The sequence below is a fragment of the Bacillus sp. 205(2023) genome (genome assembly GCF_037027485.1).
GTDB classification, from domain to species: Bacteria; Bacillota; Bacilli; order Bacillales; family Bacillaceae; genus Bacillus; species Bacillus halotolerans.
The window spans coordinates 469038-490584 of sequence record NZ_JAXCHF010000001.1 but is presented as its reverse complement, the minus strand read 5'-3'; the positions used below and the strand labels follow the sequence as shown (position 1 = coordinate 490584).

Sequence of the window (21547 nt, the reverse complement as noted above, 5' to 3'; positions counted from 1 at the left end):
TAAAGAATCAAGATAAAAGAAGTGTTTTATTTAAAATTGGAGTTTCACTGGAACATTTTTATTCGGATTGCCATGTTTATAGCTATTTTTGGTCTGCAGGTTACTAACCAAACATCATATCCATTCGTTTTTATTATTTTTCTCTTTCTCTTTCATAAGCATATCACCCACATAAGATAAATACCGTATGATGTTAACAAGGAGAATGTTTTTCATGATTGATTTCCTTTTCTTAATGTAATGTCAAGGGTTTGGTAATGTCATGTTTGGGGAGGTTTAGCATTCGACAAAAAAACAGGAAAGTATATAAAAATGTCAGAGACACAAGCTCCATTTTAACCTATGAACCTAATGATTAAACACTGGAGGTTTTTGTATGAATAAAATTACCAATACTGGAAATATGCAAGATATTGGTGGTATTAAGCTCTATTACGAATTTTTTGAAAGGCAAAATGAAAACATTACAGTCATATTTGAATCAGGGTACGGATGCCCTTCTGCCTCTTGGGACCCTATAAAAGGTGAAATTTCAAAATTTGCACAATTCTTCATCTACGATAGAGTAGGTTTAGGAAAAAGTGAAAAAGACGATAGACGAAAAGACAGCAAGCAGTCTGTTGGAAATCTTCGTACCCTTTTAAAAAATGCGAATATTAAACCACCATATATGCTTGTTGGGCATTCATTTGGAGGAGCAAATGTAAGATTATATGCTTGTACATATCCAGAAGAAGTAGCAGCAGTTATTCTCTTAGATTCCTGCCATGAAGATCAAAACAAAATTATGCCACCACTATTCAGTGAAGAAACAAGATCTCTTTACTTTAATCAATTTTCGGTAGAAGGTTCTTTAAGTGAAATTCATGATAGTTTTGAACAAATAGACAAATGCACATCATTAGGAGATATCCCACTTATAGTTGTCAGCGCTGGTTTACAGTCTTATCATACAACTGAATCCTTCGCTGCATGGAATTTATTTCAAAGAGACTTTATTCATTTATCAACAAATAGTAAACATATTGTTGTGAAGGATGCATCACACGGTCTACATGTTGATCAACCCCAGATTATTGTTGACATTATTAAAGATACATTGAAAGAGATACAGAAATAAGTTTAGTTAAAAACTGTACTAGGAGTAAAAGCAGTACTGAAGGGTGCAGTCTCGTATTGGTTAGAGTAGGTAGCAATCCTTAAACGCTGTATCGAAATCGGCTGGATTACGCGGAATGGAGAATTCTATAAAGCGATACGATAAAGTAATCCTTTTATTATTAGTGAGGTTTAAAATGTGCGTAAAGAAAGAGGCAGATTGGTCAAGAATTTGGCGCTGAAGAAATTGCTGAATATTTAAAGTCAAAGGGTCATAAACCAAAACTTAATGTTAATCACTATCGAGTTTACTTTGGTGGCTCTATAACCATTTGACACAGGCTAAGGAGATACTACATAGCTTTTGAAGACAGAAGGCAACAAGAATATATTATTTTCCTAGTTTTTAACATTCACATTAAAATAATTGTTTTATGCAAAAGCCCGCAGTAGGACTAAAAATTAGATAAATATGGTATTGTATTTTCAACTAAAGTTTTTTGAGGTGAGCATTTTGGCTACTACATTGAATAGAAGTTTTTTAACCGAAATCAGAAACAGACTAAACAACCAAGGAATAACTTCAGATGATTTTCATATTATTCAAGAACAGAAGGCAAGGAGAATAAACTTAAATATTTATATGATGATTATTATTACAACGCAACAATTGAAGGAGAGGGCTCTCGTATATCAAGCCAATATAGTCCAGGTGAAGTAGTTTTAACTCAAAATAAACATAATATGAATTCTGACGATCTTTTAGACAGCATCGAAGGATGGGTTAATGCATTACGAAAGGAAATAAAGAATACAATTTTAGGAAGACAAGCTGAGGAAACAGAAGAAAAATTAGCTGAGCTTGAAAATTTGGTTCGAGAGAAATTTAAAGAAGATAAAGAAACCTTTTTTACTAGGAAAGAAGCAAATGAATTAAAAGAAAAACTCAGTCAACTTGAAAAACTTTATAACGAAGCTATTAATAAAAACGTAACTAATAAGAATCAATCAAGAGAAGAATATACAAAACTACATGATGAAGTTGAATTATTAAAGGAGCAAGTCGAGTACTTATCAAAAAAGAAATGGGCAACTGCTCTAATGATAAAAATAATGAATTGGACTTCACGAAATCCTGCCGCAGCTAAACAAATAGGGCAAGAAGCAGTAAAAGCACTTCTCCCAAAAGAAATTGAGGAATCACTACCGCCTAGCCTACTGCCACCTTCAGACGAACAATTAAAAAACTGATTGAAAAAAGGCGAAAAAGGCGAACTTTTCTTCATTATTGTATTTTTATAAATAGAAAACATCCTGCTTCCTTTGTTTTAGATATTACAAAGGAAGTTTTTTGTGAAAAAATGTTGAGATCTTGTGGTTTTTGTTAGGTATTTACACTTTTGTGTATAAATTTAATCTTAACTGATTAATTAAAAAAAAATGAGTTTTAAATAAATTAAGAATTTTAAAGAAATTCATTTGAGTTGGAGACTGACTCGGTTACATTCCACAGTTACCTGATTGTCAAATTTTAGTTTTTTCAGAGCCCTTTCAACTAGCAATCTTGCAGATTATTATCCGAAGTTTGGTTTTAAGCCAGCTAGCTTATGGAATATAAAAGCGCCCTTTGAGGTGCCTGATGAAGTATTTATGGCTCTGGAATTAGCAAGATCATTCTCTTGAAGATGTGCAAGGTGTCGTTCATTATTCAGAAGCTTTTATGGAGTGAAAGCTAGATGATTGATTAGATTTTGATAAAAAAGAGGTTATCCCTAAAATTTTCATTTTGTGGATAGCCTTTTTTTTGTGTAAAGAGCTTTAAAAATGAAAAAGAAAGCTGCAAAGGGATGTAAATGAAAATAAAAAAGACGCGATTATCGACTCATTAAACCGGAAAGTCAAGCGATTAGAGCAAGGATTTACGTGACCAATTAAAGGCGTACACAGAATTCTACAAGAAGATATAGCTGAGACGCCTACCCTTTGTTGTTTGTAAGGGGCCCAGATTGTTGTATAAGGATAGTATTTAAAGAGGTTATTATTGTCTTAATATCGAATAAAGATTAAGTGAAATTATTTTTGATGGGGAGTTATTTTAATGCATATAACAACAAAAAGGTTATTGATACGTGAATTTGAATTCAAAGATTGGAAAGCTGTATATGAGTATACGTCAGATATTAATGTTATGAAGTATATACCAGAAGGGGTTTTTACTGAAGAAGATGCAAAAGCATTTGTAAAGAAAAACAAAGGTGATAACGCAGAAAAATTTCCTGTAATATTAAAAGATGAAGATTTTCTTATAGGCCATATTGTTTTTTATAAGTATTTTGGTGAACATACATATGAGATTGGGTGGGTGTTTAATCCGAATTATCAAAATAGAGGGTATGCTTCTGAAGCAGCACAAGCTATCTTGGAATATGGATTTAAAGAAATGAACTTACATAGGATTATAGCTACGTGTCAACCTGAGAATATTCCATCATACCGAGTTATGGAGAAGATTGGAATGAGAAGAGAAGGCTTTTTTAAAAAATGTATTCCTGAAGGCAATGAATGGTGGGATGAATATTATTACGCTATTTTAGAGGAAGAGTGGAATTGAACTATATTGAAGGCAGAAACATTGGCGATACAAACAAAATACCATCTCCTACTTAGAACACTGAAATGGCAGGAGACATACTTAAATGGGCATTTTATTTGAGACAATTCTGGGAGGATTAAAACTATATATTTACTAATGTGTAAACCAACGCAACGGTGAACAAGAAATATGAAATATAAGAAATTGCTTTTGACGAACTTGCTTTATGTTTTTGGAAAGTATATATAAGTGCAAAACCCAAAAAGAAAACAGTCACAAACCAAGAAGTGTATTGAGGAAAGATTGCGACCAGCAACACGATGATCGTTGAAAAAATAAATGAAGAGTAATGAGTAACTTTTGGATCATTATTCAAAGAAATCACCTGATAAATTTTTACCCATTTTAATGTGTATCAAAACATTATTCAAAAAGGAGATTAGAAAAATGCCAGATATTATTTGTGATGATAATAACATTGATTAAATGAACAAAAGGAAAGAGCATGTTTTGATAAAAGATTCATCGAAACATGCTTTTATATATTGTAATAGTTAACTTAGGTTGCTTACATTTGCGGGGGCTCCAAACCGAATTTTGTCCATTCCTCTTTAGCTGGACCATAAATACCTGGAACAGTTAATCCTGCTTGTCGCATAAGAACAGTCATTTGTCCTCGGTGGTGATTTTGATGTTGAATCAGAAACATCAAAAGTGAACCATTTGGCAATTGTTGACCAATAAAGTTGATACGTTCTTGAAGTGTATGATCAGTCCATTGGGTTTTTAATGCCTGTGCAAACGCATTACTGGCTTGATGATAGCTGTCTGCAATAAACTGAGCTGAAGTAGGGACAGGATAATCTTCAGCAGGGGCATGAAACGATAAGTCTGTGTTTGAGGTAATGATGCGAATGGCTGCAACAGTATGCCACGCAATACGGCCTAAAGTCCAATTTTGTGAAGTTATTTCTTGTTTAAGTGATTCATCAGTTAGACTATTTAGTAGTTTCTGTGTAGCGTCGGCTTCGAACTCCCAAGATTTTAAAAAATGGTCTAAGGTTTGAAACACAAAAATCCTCCTTATGATGTTTTGTTTTCTTTTTATAGTTTAATTATACCTGCCCGTTTAGTTAAAAAGAACAAAACTTTAGACAAGAATTTTCTAAGGAAAAAAAGCATCGCAACATTCTTATAAACGTCATGACTTTATTTCGTTTGATTGATGTTGAATTGCCTTTTTCACAAGGATTCTGAAAACAGCAGTGTGAATTTCATAATGAGTTGAATAAAAGCCTTAAATTTATAAGCTGCTGAACAATCATTTTTAAATGCCCACATGCTATAGGTTTTTTCTGGAAATTGTAATTTCAGCTACCACAGAAGATTGAATAAATCCTTTTGTTAGTTAATAGGGGATTGAGAATATACCGCTCGGTTGAATGATAATGCAGATGATATGTGTTAAAGCAGAGATTGAAAAAGAGTTCTCCATCTGTGATTACATTAAAAAGCTGTAGGAAGAACAAAAGAGCTGGGGAGTATAAAGTTTTTTAAGTGTTTACGCCATCAAAAATAAAGAAGGAGTTTACCTGACATATAATGAATTATTATAGTAGGAAAGAGAAAAATTTTACAGCAAAGGGAGGAATGAGTTGGTAATGAAGGGTTTTATCAAAGGCGCTGTTCTAACTGCTGTTCTAAGTGTGGGTGCTACTTTATTTGCAGGTGATGTATCTGCACACGGGTATATAAAAGAACCTGCTAGTAGAGCGTACATGGGATCATTAGAAAAACAAATAATTGGTTGGACGGCAGCTACGCAAAAGTATGGTTCTGTAGTTGATAATCCTCAATCGGTAGAAGGACCAAAAGGGTTTCCAGCCGGAGGTCCGCCAGATGGAAAAATTGCATCGGCAAATGGAGGCTTCGGTCAAATTGACTTTGGGTTAGACAGGCAGACTGCAGATCATTGGGTAAAACAAAACATGCATGGAGGTCTAAACACCTTTACTTGGCACTATACTGCTCCTCACGCAACATCAAAGTGGCACTATTATATAACCAAGAAAGATTGGAATCCAAACAAACCATTAACAAGAGATGAGTTTGAATTAATTGGAACAGTAGATCACGATGGTTCAAAGGCAGATACTAATCTTTCTCATAAGATTTATGTACCAACTGATCGCAGTGGTTATCATGTCATTTTAGGGGTGTGGGACGTTGCGGATACCTCTAATGCCTTTTATAATGTAATTGATGTAAACTTAATGCAATGATGTTCATCTCCAACGACAAATCTTATCCCAATGGACAAGAATATGAGGCTTGATCAGAAAATTGCCATTAAATCTGGCACAGTGTATATCGCTTAGGTTTTAATAGCTGCCAATCGTTGTGATTATATGAGATAAACCATCATCAGCTAGTGAAACGTTTGCTGTAACAACGAAGGAAACTGTAATGGAACTGGGAGAACACAGAGTGTTTGAGTGTGGAAGTACGAGGATCAAATGGGATGCTGTGAAGCTACTAAGAGGAGCTATCTATTGCAGATCGGTGAGATGTTCGTGCATCTACCGATCTTTTTTAAATTTTAATTGAAGTCTTTTCAATACATAGAATAGAATGGCATTAAGGTTCTTCACTTGCTTGATACTAACGAAAAGAAAACCATTAAGATAAAACATCTTTTCGAAATATGAGAAAAGAATTAAGCGCAGTGTGATCTGAGGCAAGGTTTGAAGCATCTCTCAAAATTAAATAAAGCGTTGTTGAAGCAATAGCACGGAGACAATGACGTCTTAATATATTTTTTAATAAAAATACGATTTTAAAGAGAACGGAGATTTACTTTTAATATGAATTTTAAAAAAGCTGCAGTCATCTTTTCATTTGCTTTTCCAATTATCTCAGCTATATTAATAATTAATTCTTTGACTGGGATTATTTCAATGCCGTGGCAAGGAATGCCGGTATTGTTCCCTTTATTACTCTCACCTATAGGGATAATGCTCGCGTTAGTTTCAATCAAGACAAATAAACGGTGGGCTATATGGGGAATCATCTTAAATTCAATTTTGTTACTATTCCCTTTCTTCTTTTTTATAGGTGGAACTTTGTTATTCGGAGTCTAATTTTTAAAAAGACGTGAAAATCGATGAAGATTTTGAACAATTGGATAACTGGTTAAAAAGGATACATGGTAGGGGGTGCTGATTTGAGCCTCAATCAAAAGACGTTAAACAGTTATGTTTATACTCTGGTATTCTCCAGTTTGTCATATGGTCTAGTCTTTGGCTTGTATATGTTTGTTTATTCAGGATTTATGGCGATCGCCTTAATCACAATAGGCATCATTGCATTCTACTCTTTTATCACTTACTTAATATTTGCTTTTCCCTTACAATTATTACCAAGAAGAAATCCCGGAAAGTTCAGTTTGATCCATTTTTTTATTTATACTGCAGTAGCTTTTTTAGCTGTGTTCGTGTTCTGGTTTGTTGATTATCCGCCTAGTGCTCTTACAGTGTTCAGTAGCTTAAATTATTACATAATGAGCATTGCCGCTGCGTTAATTTATTGGTTCTGGGATTCCATATGCCTGCGGAATTAGTTTATTTACTATTTAAATCATGCATTTCACAACGTTCACAACAAGTATAAAAGCCGCTGATCCGAACAATAAATACGCAGACCTTGTTTGTTTTTTTGAAAGTGTCTCCACTCCCATTAAAACAAAGAGAAGTGCAACTAATACTTGGAGAGAAACCAAGAGGAATTCACTTTGATTATATAAAGAATATACGCATAGGATTAAAGCTACACATGAGATCAAAATTTTTGAAGTTTTAAGCAAAGAACCACTCCTTGAAAGTTTTATTAAACCATAACACGGTATGAGCTTTTATTGGAGAGGAAAAGGGGTCATGATAAAAGAAGTGTTTTATTTAAAATTGGGGGAGTTGACTTGAACATTTTTATTTGGATTGCCATGTTTATAGCTATTTTTGGCGGCCCTTATGCAGGTTACAAAAGGAATAAAAAGAAAGAGCTTAAACAAGAAAAGTAAAGTATATAAATTTCTGGAAACAGACTGTGAGAATTCTTAAAGAATATTAAGTTAAATGCTCTTTTCTATTCCACATCTCCGGCATTCATGTAAGAATACACCGCTCTTTGCAGAGTTTTTGAATAAAGCTAATCGCCATTGTCGCAGGGTAAGGAGTGTTTATTGTATTGGAATAGAGCGGAAAGAGAATGGTGAGTCAAAAAGCATGGCAGCTGAGAGGGTTTGTAGAGCGGGCTGCTATACTTGTAGACCTGTATCAAAAGCGATTTAATATTGGAAACGGATTTAAAAAGGGGTGAAAAGCTATCAAAACATTAGTTGTATTATCCAGTTTTATGGGGATTGTGTTATCAATTATTGGACAAATATTTGGAATCCTAACCGATTTCTTTATTCCAGGCATTGCTCGGTTTATAGGGGTTTTAGCGGGTATTCTAGTATTACTTAGTTTGAAGTCAAGAAATACAGAAATGCAGGCTTTTATAGTAGGTTCAAGCACTGCGTTAGGAATAATGGGAGCAGGAATTTTATATTTTCCAGCTGCGATGATCAATGTCTTAATTGGTTTCAAGCTAAACAAAAAGTTAAAAGAAGAGAACACTAAGGAGCAGTTCTGAATAGACTGCTTTTTGTTTTGGTGCACTAATAAAATAATAATCATTTTATTCAGAGTGAAGTTTATATGGATTTATTTACAGGCTTCTGAGAACGAATGAAGAAACTTATTAGGTATTAAACAAAATGATATGATCATTACATTGTAAATTTTTTTGAAGAGAACAATCAGGATATTTGAGAAACTGACTGTTAAAAAAAGCAATAATCAATATTTGCTGCAGGCTGATTTAAATTTTCTGAAAAAACATTGAAAAAGTTGATAGGATTTTATAATATTAAGTCAAGTTAGTTTGTCCAATCAACAAACTAATGAAGGTGACTTTATTAGTTCCACAAGATAAGGTTATTTCTAAATATAAAGGGGGAATAAAAGGCTTGATTCAATTGGAGCTAAACAATATATAAAACAAAAGAGTGTATCTTTAATCCTTTCCCAAGTATACGAGTGCAACGAAAAAAGATGAATTTACTGCTTGCTGATCAGATCATTTTGTACGATGAAGAATAATCTGTGAAGTTAAACTACTCATATTTTTTGCGATTTTTTTGAAAGCGCTTTTATAAACAATTGCCGGCCGAGGTGAGTTTGGAAAATTTTTATACCATTGCATACTGTTCCTTATTTAATGATCGAAAAGGGAGGAAAGATCATGGTCAGTGAAAATGTAAAGAAGATTAGCATGACTGAAAAAGTTGGCTATGCTTCTGGAGATTTTGCATGTAATTTAATTTATGCAACGGTGTCTACTTATCTTTTGTTCTTCTATACAGATGTATTTGGTTTATCGGCAGCAGCAGCCGGTACCATGTTCTTAGTGGTTAGAATTATCGACGCTCTCGCTGATCCTTTTATTGGAACAGTAGTAGACAGAACAAATAGCAGGTTTGGACGCTTTAGACCGTATCTTTTATTCGGAGCTTTCCCATTTGTAGTACTTGCATTTCTCTGTTTTACAACTCCAGATTTTTCAGATATGGGGAAATTAATATATGCCTATATGACCTATGTTGGCTTGTCGCTTACATACACAACCATAAACGTGCCATATGGCGCGTTAACTTCTGCAATGACTAGAAATAATCAAGAAGTTGTTAGTATAACATCTGTTCGTATGTTATTTGCGAATGTTGGGGGACTTGTCGTTGCATTTTTTGTTCCCTTATTGGCTGCCTATTTAAGCGATACTTCCGGCAACGAATCTCTTGGCTGGCAGCTCACCATGGGTATTTTGGGAATGATAGGTGGATGCCTTTTAATCTTTTGTTTTAAAAGCACAAAAGAGCGTGTCACTCTTCAAAAGTCTGAGGAGAAAATTAAATTATCGGATATATTTGAGCAATTTCATGTGAATCGTCCACTTGTTGTATTAAGCATTTTCTTTATTATTATTTTTGGAGTGAATTCAATAAGTAATTCAGTTGGCATCTATTATGTGACATATAACTTGGGAAGAGAGGATTTAGTGAAGTGGTACGGTTTGATTGGAAGTTTGCCTGCTTTGGTCATTTTACCGTTTATTCCAAGGCTTCATCAATTATTGGGGAAGAAAAAACTACTAAACTATGCATTATTACTGAATATTATCGGCCTCTTCGCTTTACTATTTGTTCCGCCAAGTAATGTATATCTAATACTCTTCTTTCGATTAATTGCTGCTGCCGGAAGTCTCACTGCCGGCGGATATATGTGGGCGCTCATTCCTGAAACAATAGAATATGGAGAGTATAGGACTGGGAAAAGAATGGGTGGGCTCATTTATGCTATTATCGGATTTTTCTTTAAATTCGGTATGGCACTGGGAGGGATTGTTCCTGGGTTGGTTTTAGATAAGTTTGGATACGTGGCAAATCAAACACAAACCCCGGAGGCATTAACGGGAATTTTAATTACAGCAACAATCATTCCCGTGTTCTTGCTGGTTCTAGCCATGATTGATATTAATTTCTATAATTTAGATGAAGAGAAATATAAAAAAATGGTACGAGAATTAGAGAATAGAGATAAAGTTTATTTGGATAATATTGAGGAATTCAAGGCATGAAAATGGCACCAAATAAGAGAAGCCTATTAAGAAAATAGCTGAGGAGGAGTTCAAATGAAGATTATCAATCCAGTACTTAAAGGATTCAATCCCGATCCAAGTATTTGTAGGGCAGGAGAGGATTATTATATCGCTGTATCTACATTTGAGTGGTTTCCAGGTGTCCAGATACACCATTCAAAAGATTTAGTGAATTGGCACTTAGTCGCACATCCATTACAAAGAGTTTCACAATTAGACATGAAAGGGAACCCTAATTCAGGCGGAGTTTGGGCACCATGTTTAAGTTATAGTGACGGTAAGTTTTGGCTGATCTATACGGATGTTAAGGTAGTAGATGGCGCTTGGAAAGATTGTCATAATTATTTAGTTACTTGTGAAACGATTAATGGTGATTGGGGGGATCCGATCAAATTAAATAGCTCAGGATTTGATGCTTCTTTGTTCCATGATACGGATGGAAAAAAATATTTATTAAATATGTTATGGGATCAGCGTATTGATCGGCATTCATTTGGAGGAATTGTCATACAGGAATATTCTGATGAGGAGAAAAAATTAATTGGTAAACCGAAAGTTATTTTTAAAGGAACCGATAGAAAACTAACAGAAGCTCCGCACCTTTATCATATCGGGAACTATTATTATTTATTGACTGCAGAAGGAGGAACACGGTTTGAACACGCTGCTACAATTGCCCGTTCTACAAATATTGAGGGTCCATATGAAGTTCATCCCGATAATCCAATCTTAACGTCATGGCATGATCCTGGAAATCCATTGCAAAAATGCGGTCATGCATCCATTGTTCAAACACATACAGATGAATGGTATTTAGCTCATTTAACGGGCCGTCCTATTCATCCTGACAGTGATTCAATTTTTCAGCAGAGAGGATATTGTCCTTTAGGCAGAGAAACAGCTATTCAAAAACTGGATTGGAAAGATGAATGGCCTTATGTAGTAGGTGGAAAAGAAGGAAGCTTGGAGGTAGAAGCGCCTTCTATACCTAATATAATGTTTCAAGCAACGTACCCGGAAGTTGATGAATTTGAGGACTCAACATTAAATATAAATTTTCAAACTTTAAGGATCCCGTTTACGAATGAATTAGGTTCATTGACTCAAGTGCCAAATCATTTGCGATTATACGGTCATGAATCATTAACCTCGACATTTACTCAGGCATTTGTGGCCAGACGTTGGCAAAGTCTCCATTTTGAAGCAGAAACGGCTGTTGAGTTTTATCCGGAGAACTTTCAACAAGCCGCTGGATTGGTGAACTATTACAATACAGAGAACTGGACGGCTCTTCAAGTCACGCATGATGAAGACCTTGGCCGTATTCTTGAATTAACAATATGCGATAACTTTTCTTTTTCACAACCATTAAAAAATAAAATTGTTATTCCTCGTGAAGTAAAGTATGTATATTTAAAAGTAAATATTGAAAAGGAAAATTATTATTATTTTTATTCTTTTAACAAAGAAGATTGGCACAAAATTGACATTGCATTGGAATCGAAAAAATTATCAGATGATTACATCCGTGGAGGAGGATTTTTCACGGGAGCCTTTGTAGGGATGCAATGCCAAGATACCAGTGGTAATCATATTCCGGCTGACTTTAGATATTTTCGCTATAAAGAAAAATAATTTGTGCATGAAAAAAGGAGACTTCTATTTTAGAACTCCTTTTTTCATATTAGAAGGTGTCATATATAAATATTCCTTCAGAAATATTCAACATTAAAATAACAAACAAAAAGCTCATCTTTAAAGATGAGCGCAGGACATAGAGATCTGTACATTTTAATCATAAATTACATTGTAACCATATCCAGAAAATGATCAATAACAATAGAGGACATTCCTAATGCCGGTGCATTTTTTCCTAAGAAAGACGGTAATAATTCATAGCTATTGCCTAATTGGGAATAAACCCTGGACGACACTTCACTTCTAATTGAATTTAAAACCATAGGATGCGATTCAATTATGCTGTTTCTTAAAATGATGGCTTGAGGATTGAATGTATTTAGAATATTGGTAAGGCCTATTCCTAAATAGAATCCAAAATTCTGTAATGCATTTAAAGTTCCAATATCATTCCGGTGGGCGAGGTCTATAATATCTTGATAGGACACTTTTTTCTCTTTAGTCTGAAGAGATTTTAATAAAGCCTTCTCAGAAGCATACAATTCCCAGCAGCCTCGGTTTCCGCAACTGCATTTAGGGCCATTAAAGTCTATTGTCATATGTCCCATTTCTCCAGAGAATCCGCTTACCCCTCTATATAAATCATTGTTGATAATAACACCGATCCCTATCCCTGTACTGACACTTGCATAAATAATGTTATCGTGATTTTTTGCAGCACCGAATACTTTTTCTCCATATGCCCCAGCATTCGCCTCATTTTCAATAAAAACGGGCACATTGAACTTCTCTTGTATGAAAGATTTTAAGTCAATATCTCTCCAGTTGGAGTTCGGAGTGAAAACAATTTTTTGATTTTTATCAACTAGTCCAGGCACGCATATGCCTATACCAGTAAGCCCGTATGGAGATTGTGGCATATGCGTAATCAAGTGATGAATCATATCAATTAAAATGTCTTTGGTTTTTTCTGGAGAATTCGATTCCAAATGGTGGTGTTGATCAAGAACGATCGTTCCTTCAAGGTCTGTTAAAATGCCATTAATATAATCCACACCAACATCTATTCCTACGGAGTATCCTGCCTTTTTATTAAAAACAAGCATGACAGGTCTTCTTCCACCACTTGATTGTCCCTGACCTATTTCAAATACAAGATTTTCTTTCATTAACGTGTTTACCTGTGATGAAACAGTTGATTTATTTAATCCAGTCTTTTCAGATAATTTTGCTCTTGAAATAGGTGAATTTTTAAGAATTTCTTTTAATAATAACTTTTGATTTACTTTTTTGACAAAGGTTTGATCAGCGATAACCACTTAATCCACTCCATTTGTATAATCTTTAAATTAAGTTGAAATGTATTGTTTTCAGTATGAGACATAGTACATAGCTCATCTTACCTTTACTATATCTAATGTGTTCATAAAAAACAAAAAAATCTTGAAAATACTGATGAGGTTATATAAGATTAAAATAAGTTAGTTTGTTCGAACAACAAACTAATAGACAACTTACTTACAATATGAAATAAAATGCACATGTATTTAAAATGATTTTTAAGGGGGAAATAACATGGCTCAATCTCATTCTAGTTCAGTCAACTATTTTGGAAGCGTAAACAAAGTGGTTTACGAAGGGAAAGATTCCACTAATCCTTTAGCATTTAAATATTATAATTCTCAAGAAGTAATCGGCGGAAAAACGATGAAAGAGCACTTGCGGTTTTCTATTGCCTATTGGCATACATTTACCGCTGATGGAACAGACGTTTTTGGGGCAGCTACGATGCAAAGGCCATGGGATCATTATAAAGGAATGGATCTGGCGAAGGCGAGAGTAGAAGCAGCATTTGAGATGTTTGAAAAACTAGATGCACCATTCTTTGCTTTTCATGACCGGGATGTTGCACCAGAAGGAAGTACGTTAAAAGAGACAAATCAAAATGTAGATATCATCGTGGGCATGATTAAAGAGTATATGAGAAATAGCAACGTTAAGCTATTATGGAATACTGCAAACATGTTCACGAATCCCCGTTTCGTCCATGGTGCGGCGACTTCCTGCAATGCAGATGTGTTTGCGTATGCTGCAGCACAAGTAAAAAAAGGGTTAGAAACAGCAAAAGAGCTTGGCGCCGAGAACTATGTATTTTGGGGCGGCCGTGAAGGATATGAAACATTGTTAAATACCGATTTAAAATTGGAGCTTGATAATTTGGCGAGATTCATGCATATGGCAGTGGATTATGCGAAGGAAATCGGATATACAGGGCAGTTTTTGATTGAGCCAAAACCAAAAGAGCCAACCACTCATCAATATGATACAGATGCAGCAACAACCATTGCCTTTTTAAAGCAATATGGCTTAGACAATCATTTTAAATTAAATCTTGAAGCCAATCATGCCACCTTAGCCGGGCATACATTTGAACATGAATTACGGATGGCAAGAGTACATGGTCTTCTTGGCTCTGTTGACGCGAATCAGGGTGATCCTCTTTTAGGCTGGGATACAGATGAATTTCCGACGGATTTATATTCTACGACATTAGCAATGTACGAAATCCTGCAAAATGGCGGCCTTGGAAGCGGTGGATTAAACTTCGATGCGAAGGTCAGAAGGTCTTCTTTTGAGCCTGATGATTTAATATATTCCCATGTTGCAGGGATGGATGCATTTGCAAGAGGATTGAGAGTAGCTCATAAATTAATCGAAGATCGTGTGTTTGATGATGTGATTCAACATCGTTATCGCAGCTTTACTGAAGGAATAGGTCTTGAAATTACAGAAGGAAGAGCTAATTTCCATACTCTTGAGCAATATGCGCTAAATAATACAGCAATCAAAAACGAATCAGGAAGACAGGAGCGATTAAAAGCTATATTGAACCAATACATTTTAGAAGTATAACAGATAAAGAGAACCGCTATAAAAAGGTATAGCATAATAGCCAATACCTGAGACTACCCGTCATGATTTAACTTTTGCTTATTGTTATGACGGGTAATTTCTATAACTGGGCATTTATTTAGAGTGAATGGTTTTTTTATAAGGGTAAGAGGTGAAAAAATGAAATATGTCATTGGAATAGATCTTGGAACGAGTGCTGTTAAAACGATTTTAGTTAATCAAAACGGCAAGGTTTGTGCAGAAACGTCCAAAAGTTATCCGCTCATTCAAGAGAAGGCGGGATATAGTGAGCAAAATCCTGAAGACTGGGTGCAGCAAACAATTGATGCATTGGCTGAATTGGTTTCCATATCTAACGTTCAAGCCAAGGATATTGATGGGATAAGTTATTCAGGACAAATGCATGGGTTAGTACTGCTTGACCAGGATCGGCAGGTGTTACGTCATGCGATTCTTTGGAATGACACCAGAACCACGCCTCAATGTATTAGGATGACCGAGAAATTCGGTGATAATCTGCTTAACATCACAAAAAATCGTGCTTTAGAAGGGTTTACATTACCTAAAATCTTATGGGTGAAGGAACATGAGCCTGAACTTTTTAAAAAAACGGCTGTTTTTTTGCTTCCGAAAGACTATGTGAGATTTCGTATGACCGGTGCCATTCACACCGAATACTCCGATGCAGCAGGAACGTTACTTTTACATATTACTCGCAAGGAGTGGAGCGATGATATTTGCAATCGATTTGGCATTTCTGCAGATATTTGTCCTCCGCTTGTTGAATCTCATGATTGTGTAGGATCGCTGCTTCCGAACGTTGCGGCTGAGACAGGGCTGTTGGAAAAAACAAAAGTGTACGCTGGGGGAGCAGATAATGCTTGTGGTGCGATTGGAGCCGGCATTCTTTCTTCCGGAAAAACATTATGCAGTATTGGAACGTCAGGGGTCATACTTTCATACGAAGAAGGCGAAGAAAGCGACTTTAAAGGGAAAGTGCACTTTTTTAATCATGGAAAAAAGGATTCTTTTTATACGATGGGAGTCACGCTCGCTGCAGGGCACAGCTTGGACTGGTTCAAAAGAACGTTTGCCCCAAACGAATCGTTTGAGCAATTATTGCAGGGGGTGGAATCTATTCCAATAGGAGCAAATGGACTGCTATACACTCCTTATTTGGTAGGTGAAAGAACGCCGCATGCTGATTCTTCTATTCGGGGAAGCTTAATTGGAATGGATGGAGCACATAAAAGAGAGCATTTTTTGAGGGCGGTTATGGAAGGCATTACATTCTCTTTACATGAATCAATTGAGCTATTTCGAGAAGCGGGAAAATCAGTGAATACCGTTGTTTCTATTGGTGGAGGAGCTAAAAATGAAATGTGGCTTCAAATGCAAGCTGATATTTTCAATGCGAGGGTGATAAAGTTGGCAAATGAACAAGGCCCAGCCATGGGTGCTGCTATGCTAGCTGCCTTTGGAAGTAGGTGGTTTGAATCTCTTGAAGAGTGTGCAGAGCAGTTCATTCGTGAGGCTGCTACATTTTATCCAAAGGAACAAAATGTTCAAACATATAAAACACTATTCGATGTGTATAAGAAAATTTACACTCACACAAAGGATATAAATACAGCATTGAAGAGCTTTCGAAAAAACTAATATAAGTGTGGTTCGTAAAGAGTGTATTTTTTTGTCAGGGGATCAACGAAAGAACAATTAATGGCTAATCATCAACAAAGGCATTTGATGACAAAACTACAGCTCAAATCGGCTCCCAAGATGGCTATGACGATGAATTGCGGAAGGATTATGGGAACACCAGTATGACGCTCAATAGCGGTGGCGCGTTTAGTGCCCAGTGGAGTAGCAATTGGGAATGCTTTATTCCGAAAAGGCAAGAAATTCGATACAACCAAGACTCACTCATAATTTGGAAACGTGTCAATTCATTACAACGCAACCTTCAATCTGGGAAGAAATTCAAGTAGTAAATCAACCTTTTAAGTTTTGATTCAAATCCTGATTTGGTATCACCAAACTTTTGATTTACGATCAAATCTGAAGTATTGTCTACTCACAAATAACCCCTCACATTAATGTGAAGGGGTGTTTTTGATAAGCTACACGATCTAATTGCTGTTTCTATTGTATTCAACAAAATCAATGTTCGTCATGAAAAAGCAATATCAAATCTATCTAAAGGAGTCGCTAAAACGAATATAAAAAACGTAGGATTTAAGTTATACGATTCACTTCATACGCCATTCGTATTCCGGATTCAATTGCTCCTTGCATCCATCCGTGAGTAAGTGAGGCGTGTTCTCCAGCGAAATGTATTTTCCCTTCAGGGGCAGGGATGTATGGATACAGCTGTAATTCCTGTCCTGGTTCGAAAGCTGTGAAACCCCCGGCTGAATATGGATTTTGGGTCCAGCTAAAAGAAGCGCCGGTCACAAACTCTGACCATACAATATCACCATATATTTCACATAAATTCATTAATGTATAGCGGAGGCGCTCTCCCTCTGAAAGACTGTCCCATATCAGTGCCTCATCCGCCCATGTGTAACTCGCTACAACGACAGCATGTCCATTCGATCCAATGTCAATGCTGGGATAATACGAAAATCTAATCGGAAGATCAGTTATCGATTTGCCGCCGCGCTGCCCAGCTTTTTCCCAAAAACGGCTCTTAAACTCTATTCCGATTTTTGTTGCGGCAATATAGTTGAGTTCACGAATGGCCCGCCGTTTATAATAGGAAAATGAATCATATGGTTCAACTTGTACAAAACGCAATGTTGAAAATGGGATGGTTATGATAGCGAGATCGCCTGTCACTGCCAAATGTTTTGCTGTCTGTTGATGAATGCAGTTAACCGTAACATTGTTTTGGTTTTGAGATATTTTCACCATTTTATGATGGAAGACAATATGTTCTTTTAATTGAGGAAGAAATGCTTGAGGAAGCCGATCCATGCCGCCTATTATTTCATAGAAGCGAGTTGGCGACGTATAAAAGATGGATTCCCGTAACACTTCAACAAGGGACATCCCCATATATGCTTCCATATCCAAAAGTACGCCGATCATATCGATTGCACCGTATGAAAAATAAGTATTCAAGTAAGAGCCTAACGAATGGTTCCTGTATTGTGTTTCAACGATCCGCCAATTTCTCGCAGGATCTACATAAATAAAATTGAGGATAGGCTGCAATACAGAAAGCATCAGCTCTTCGGCCGTTTTTCCTTGTTCATTTGCTGCAACTGGGTATCTTAAGATACCCGGATTGCTTTCAAATTGATGAAGACGTGTTTGAATGCCATTGGCGTAAATGATGTCCATTGGAGTTCTGTTCAAAAATACACTAGTTGGCAGGCTGAATCTTTTTATATATTCCAAGGTTAGAGTATGGATATCCGGAATGCGCATTGGTCCAACATTGAAATACAGCCCGGCACTGAAGGGAGATCGCAACGTGCAAACTCTGCCCCCGACTCTATCACTCGCTTCCAGAATCGTCACTTTATGTCCCGCATTCTTCAGTAAAGATGCAGAAACAAGCCCGGCCAACCCGGCGCCAACGATAATAATGTGCTTTGGGTATTGTGATGCGCTAAGACCATTTCTAATCATCGCAATCATGTCTTCGTTCTTTAGTAGAGAATTCATTTTTGTGAGGCACCCTCTTTTTTGATTTATTGCATTATATTCATTCAAAAGGGTGTCTATCACGAACTATATCTTTTTTTCACTTGTGTTTTTCAGTTGAGGGCTGCTTAACACAGCCTTTAAATCCTCTGGCATTCACATAACCGTTTTTACTCCAAATAGAACGTTTTTTCGTTTGTGCTTCCTGTTCATCTTTTTTAAACTGGTCTATGTATTTCGTATTTGGCTCATAAACATATGCTACTCTGGCTAATCCTTCTTTTAACAGTGTTTCTTGAACAGACTTGCCATCGACATAAACGTAAGCTAACAGCCTTCCGAATTTATCTCTGCGCTCTCCTTTATCAAATTCTAATTGCAGCTTGCCGCCGCTAACCAATTCTTTGTTTCGTTTAGATGCATCCTCGCCATATGGCTGAACACATGAATGTGGCTTTTTAGTCTCTGGAGTATCAATGAGCAAGTAGCGAACCGTATCAATATTGCCGTTATAGCTAACTTTGATCGTATCTCCGTCAACAGGCCTTTCTAACACAGCATCCACCAAGCCTTTTTTTGCTTCAGAGTTAGAATTCTTGGCAACTGGCTGTTTAATATCTGAATGGCTTTTTTCAGCAGTATCATTTAATCCGCAGGCTGCCAAAGAAAAACTCAAAGCTAATAGACTAAAGCCTAACATTACTTTCTTCAATTCCATTTCTCCTTCTTCTGTTTCTTTCTATCTCAATCAACCAACATTCATTATAATGATATCGCTATTTATTGTTAATGTAATTTTTCTTAACACGTTTATATTTGAGTGCTAGCTTTTGATCAATATTCAAATATCACAAAAAGGTTTCAAAAACATAACCATAACATAATGAAAATAGAACATGTTCAGCTGAATTTCCTGAAATCATTCGGAGCATAAGGGGATTAGTATGTATTCCTGGTGTTAGGCGTTTTATCTGGGAAAATCCTATGATTGCTAAAAAACTTCAGAAGTTTTTTATTGACTGAAAACGCTTTTAAAATTATGATAATATCAAACCTAACAAGGATGTAACAAAAATATAACTAGGACATAACAAAAAAGTGGATATGTTTCTTGCAAAAAAATGAAAGCGATTTCAATTAGGCTGTTTTTGCGAAAAGCTTCATTCGCTGCATTGAGTATTGCTAATTTTCAGATTGATAAGGTCTCGGGAAATAAAAAACCTGGCTGAAACGAGTATTGCTCTTTAAAAGAGAAAGGGTGAATCCAGCACACTCGGTTGACAAGAATGAAAAAATGTATAAAACATTCTTCATAAAGGTGGGGAAAGGGTATGAAAGAACAACGAAATCCCAGGTCGTTTTTGCAGTTGATAATGATTTCAGCAACATTTGGCGGGCTTCTCTTTGGATATGACACCGGTGTTATAAATGGAGCCTTGCCTTTTATGGCAAGATCTGATCAACTTAACTTAACACCGGTCACAGAAGGACTGGTTACAAGCATGCTTCTATTAGGAGCAGCGTTTGGTGCATTGCTGTGCGGCAAATTGGCTGACCGCTATGGCAGACGTAAAATGATCCTTAATCTTTCCTTTTTATTCTTTCTGGCATCACTCGGAACAGCATTTGCGCCGAATGTTTTAACGATGGTTATCTTTCGGTTTTTGCTGGGACTGGCTGTCGGTGGGGCATCATCAATGGTACCGGCCTTTTTAGCAGAAATGGCGCCGTATGAGAAAAGAGGGCGTATGGTAACGCAAAATGAACTGATGATCGTCGGCGGGCAATTTTTAGCCTACGTTTTTAATGCGATTCTTGGTGTTGCAATGGCTGATACAGGGCATGTTTGGAGATACATGCTTGTCCTTTGTGCCATACCGGCTCTCATATTATTTGCAAGTATGCTCATGGTCCCGGAGAGCCCGAGGTGGCTAACTTCTAAAGGTAAAAAAAGCGAGGCGCTGCGCGTTCTTAAACTCATACGTGACGAGAAAAGGGCAGAAGCAGAATTTAAAGAAATACAAGCAGCGGCAGTCAAAGATTCAAATGTAGAGAAGGCATCGATCAAAGAGTTCTCTACACCATGGCTGCGCCGTCTTTTATGGATTGGGATCGGTGTTGCCATCGTTAATCAAATCACAGGCGTCAATTCGATTATGTATTACGGCACTCAAATCCTGCAAGAATCCGGTTTTGGTACAAAGGCAGCTTTAATCGCTAATATTGGGAATGGATTGATATCAGTCATTGCCGTTATCATCGGCATTTGGCTGGTTGGCAGGGTGAACCGGCGCCCGATATTGATGGTTGGTTTATCAGGAACCACCACAGCGCTTTTATTCATTGCCATATTCTCAATCGTGCTTGATGGATCAGCAGCACTCCCGTATATCGTGCTATCTTTGACCGTTTTATTTCTAGCCTTTATGCAGGGCTGTGTCGGGCCAGTAACATGGCTGGTCATTGCAGAAATATTCCCGCAAAGAGTAAGAGGGCTTGGTTCTGGCATCAGTGTATTTTTCCTCTGGATTTTAAACTTTATCATCGGTTTTGCTTTTCCAATCATGCTTAGCTCTGCAGGCTTATCCTTTACTTTCTTTATATTTGTCGCTTTGGGTATCTTGGCAATCGGTTTTGTGTACAAATTCATGCCGGAAACTAAGGGACGAACACTTGAGGAACTAGAAGAGCATTTCCGTTCAATGGATAGAAATTATGACTCTGAAAAATCAATTCATGAAGCGTGATTATCTCATTAAAATGATATTGAATGCAATTTTAAAATGGTTAAGCAGCCCACTTTCATCAAGTGGACAATAACAAGTAATTGTTTTCGACTAATCTTCTTGAAAATTTTACCTCTGTCTATGAACATATTAATAGTATTGCATTTGT

Annotated in this window: 17 protein-coding genes and 3 pseudogenes; 14 read left to right on the top strand and 6 right to left on the bottom strand. The window is 36.4% G+C overall.

Annotated elements, in window-relative coordinates; all coding sequences use genetic code 11:
• Nucleotides 1-376: 376 nt before the first annotated feature.
• The 4 genes and pseudogenes from WA325_RS02070 (at nucleotide 377) to WA325_RS02055 (ending at nucleotide 3709) form a co-directional block, all read left to right on the top strand.
• Nucleotides 377-1120 (top strand): alpha/beta fold hydrolase, encoded by a 744-nt coding sequence (locus tag WA325_RS02070; RefSeq protein ID WP_326327385.1) that lies wholly within the window; start codon nucleotides 377-379, stop codon nucleotides 1118-1120.
• Between the two features lie 722 nt (nucleotides 1121-1842).
• Nucleotides 1843-2349 (top strand): hypothetical protein, encoded by a 507-nt coding sequence (locus tag WA325_RS02065; RefSeq protein WP_336183146.1) that lies wholly within the window; start codon nucleotides 1843-1845, stop codon nucleotides 2347-2349.
• A gap of 315 nt (nucleotides 2350-2664) precedes the next feature.
• Nucleotides 2665-2827: pseudogene (locus tag WA325_RS02060) on the top strand (GNAT family N-acetyltransferase); the annotation flags it as partial.
• A 369-nt stretch (nucleotides 2828-3196) separates the two neighbouring features.
• Entirely contained in the window at nucleotides 3197-3709 is a 513-nt protein-coding gene (locus WA325_RS02055; protein ID WP_336183145.1) for a GNAT family N-acetyltransferase, read from the top strand.
• A gap of 124 nt (nucleotides 3710-3833) precedes the next feature.
• Here the strand turns inward: WA325_RS02055 and WA325_RS02050 are convergent, their stop codons facing one another.
• Nucleotides 3834-4067, bottom strand: coding sequence for a hypothetical protein (locus WA325_RS02050; protein ID WP_336183144.1), 234 nt, complete (start codon nucleotides 4065-4067; stop codon nucleotides 3834-3836).
• Nucleotides 4068-4259: 192 nt separating this feature from the next.
• Entirely contained in the window at nucleotides 4260-4763 is a 504-nt protein-coding gene (locus WA325_RS02045) for a DinB family protein (RefSeq protein WP_336183143.1), read from the bottom strand.
• Nucleotides 4764-5352: 589 nt separating this feature from the next.
• On the opposite strand from WA325_RS02045, the gene WA325_RS02040 reads away from it, so the two are divergent.
• From WA325_RS02040 to WA325_RS02030, 3 genes are all read left to right on the top strand, one after another.
• Entirely contained in the window at nucleotides 5353-5973 is a 621-nt protein-coding gene (locus WA325_RS02040) for a lytic polysaccharide monooxygenase auxiliary activity family 9 protein (protein WP_336183142.1), read from the top strand.
• Between the two features lie 582 nt (nucleotides 5974-6555).
• Complete coding sequence (locus WA325_RS02035) at nucleotides 6556-6831, top strand: hypothetical protein (RefSeq protein ID WP_336183141.1); 276 nt, start codon at nucleotides 6556-6558, stop codon at nucleotides 6829-6831.
• A gap of 83 nt (nucleotides 6832-6914) precedes the next feature.
• Complete coding sequence (locus WA325_RS02030; RefSeq protein ID WP_105955057.1) at nucleotides 6915-7310, top strand: UPF0715 family protein; 396 nt, start codon at nucleotides 6915-6917, stop codon at nucleotides 7308-7310.
• Nucleotides 7311-7322: 12 nt separating this feature from the next.
• Here WA325_RS02030 and WA325_RS02025 read toward each other — a convergent pair whose 3' ends face one another.
• On the bottom strand, nucleotides 7323-7553 hold the full coding sequence (locus WA325_RS02025; RefSeq protein ID WP_105955058.1) for a hypothetical protein: 231 nt from the start codon (nucleotides 7551-7553) through the stop codon (nucleotides 7323-7325).
• Between the two features lie 548 nt (nucleotides 7554-8101).
• On the opposite strand from WA325_RS02025, the gene WA325_RS02015 reads away from it, so the two are divergent.
• The 3 genes from WA325_RS02015 (at nucleotide 8102) to xynB (ending at nucleotide 12082) form a co-directional block, all read left to right on the top strand.
• On the top strand, nucleotides 8102-8383 hold the full coding sequence (locus WA325_RS02015) for a permease (protein WP_105955059.1): 282 nt from the start codon (nucleotides 8102-8104) through the stop codon (nucleotides 8381-8383).
• A gap of 651 nt (nucleotides 8384-9034) precedes the next feature.
• A complete protein-coding gene (locus WA325_RS02010) occupies nucleotides 9035-10426 on the top strand; it encodes an MFS transporter (RefSeq protein ID WP_336183140.1) in 1392 nt (463 codons plus the stop codon).
• 54 nt (nucleotides 10427-10480) lie between these two features.
• On the top strand, nucleotides 10481-12082 hold the full coding sequence (gene xynB, locus WA325_RS02005) for a glycoside hydrolase family 43 protein (protein ID WP_248338926.1): 1602 nt from the start codon (nucleotides 10481-10483) through the stop codon (nucleotides 12080-12082).
• 167 nt (nucleotides 12083-12249) lie between these two features.
• Here xynB and xylR read toward each other — a convergent pair whose 3' ends face one another.
• Nucleotides 12250-13404, bottom strand: coding sequence for a transcriptional repressor XylR (gene xylR / locus WA325_RS02000; RefSeq protein ID WP_101861430.1), 1155 nt, complete (start codon nucleotides 13402-13404; stop codon nucleotides 12250-12252).
• 256 nt (nucleotides 13405-13660) lie between these two features.
• Here xylR and xylA point away from each other — a divergent pair, with 256 nt between their 5' ends.
• The 3 genes and pseudogenes from xylA to WA325_RS01985 form a co-directional block, all read left to right on the top strand.
• Nucleotides 13661-14998 (top strand): xylose isomerase, encoded by a 1338-nt coding sequence (gene xylA / locus WA325_RS01995; protein WP_336183139.1) that lies wholly within the window; start codon nucleotides 13661-13663, stop codon nucleotides 14996-14998.
• 159 nt (nucleotides 14999-15157) lie between these two features.
• Entirely contained in the window at nucleotides 15158-16657 is a 1500-nt protein-coding gene (xylB, locus tag WA325_RS01990; protein WP_336183138.1) for a xylulokinase, read from the top strand.
• Nucleotides 16658-16758: 101 nt separating this feature from the next.
• Nucleotides 16759-16924: pseudogene (locus WA325_RS01985) on the top strand (glycoside hydrolase family 11 protein); the annotation flags it as partial.
• 309 nt (nucleotides 16925-17233) lie between these two features.
• Here WA325_RS01985 and WA325_RS01980 read toward each other — a convergent pair.
• Both WA325_RS01980 and WA325_RS01975 read right to left on the bottom strand, forming a co-directional pair.
• Entirely contained in the window at nucleotides 17234-18673 is a 1440-nt protein-coding gene (locus WA325_RS01980; protein WP_336183137.1) for a flavin monoamine oxidase family protein, read from the bottom strand.
• Nucleotides 18674-18755: 82 nt separating this feature from the next.
• A pseudogene (locus WA325_RS01975) lies at nucleotides 18756-19364 on the bottom strand (thermonuclease family protein); the annotation flags it as partial.
• A gap of 619 nt (nucleotides 19365-19983) precedes the next feature.
• Here WA325_RS01975 and WA325_RS01970 point away from each other — a divergent pair.
• Nucleotides 19984-21399, top strand: a complete 1416-nt coding sequence (locus WA325_RS01970) for a sugar porter family MFS transporter (RefSeq protein ID WP_326327363.1) — start codon at nucleotides 19984-19986, stop codon at nucleotides 21397-21399.
• Nucleotides 21400-21547: the final 148 nt, after the last annotated feature.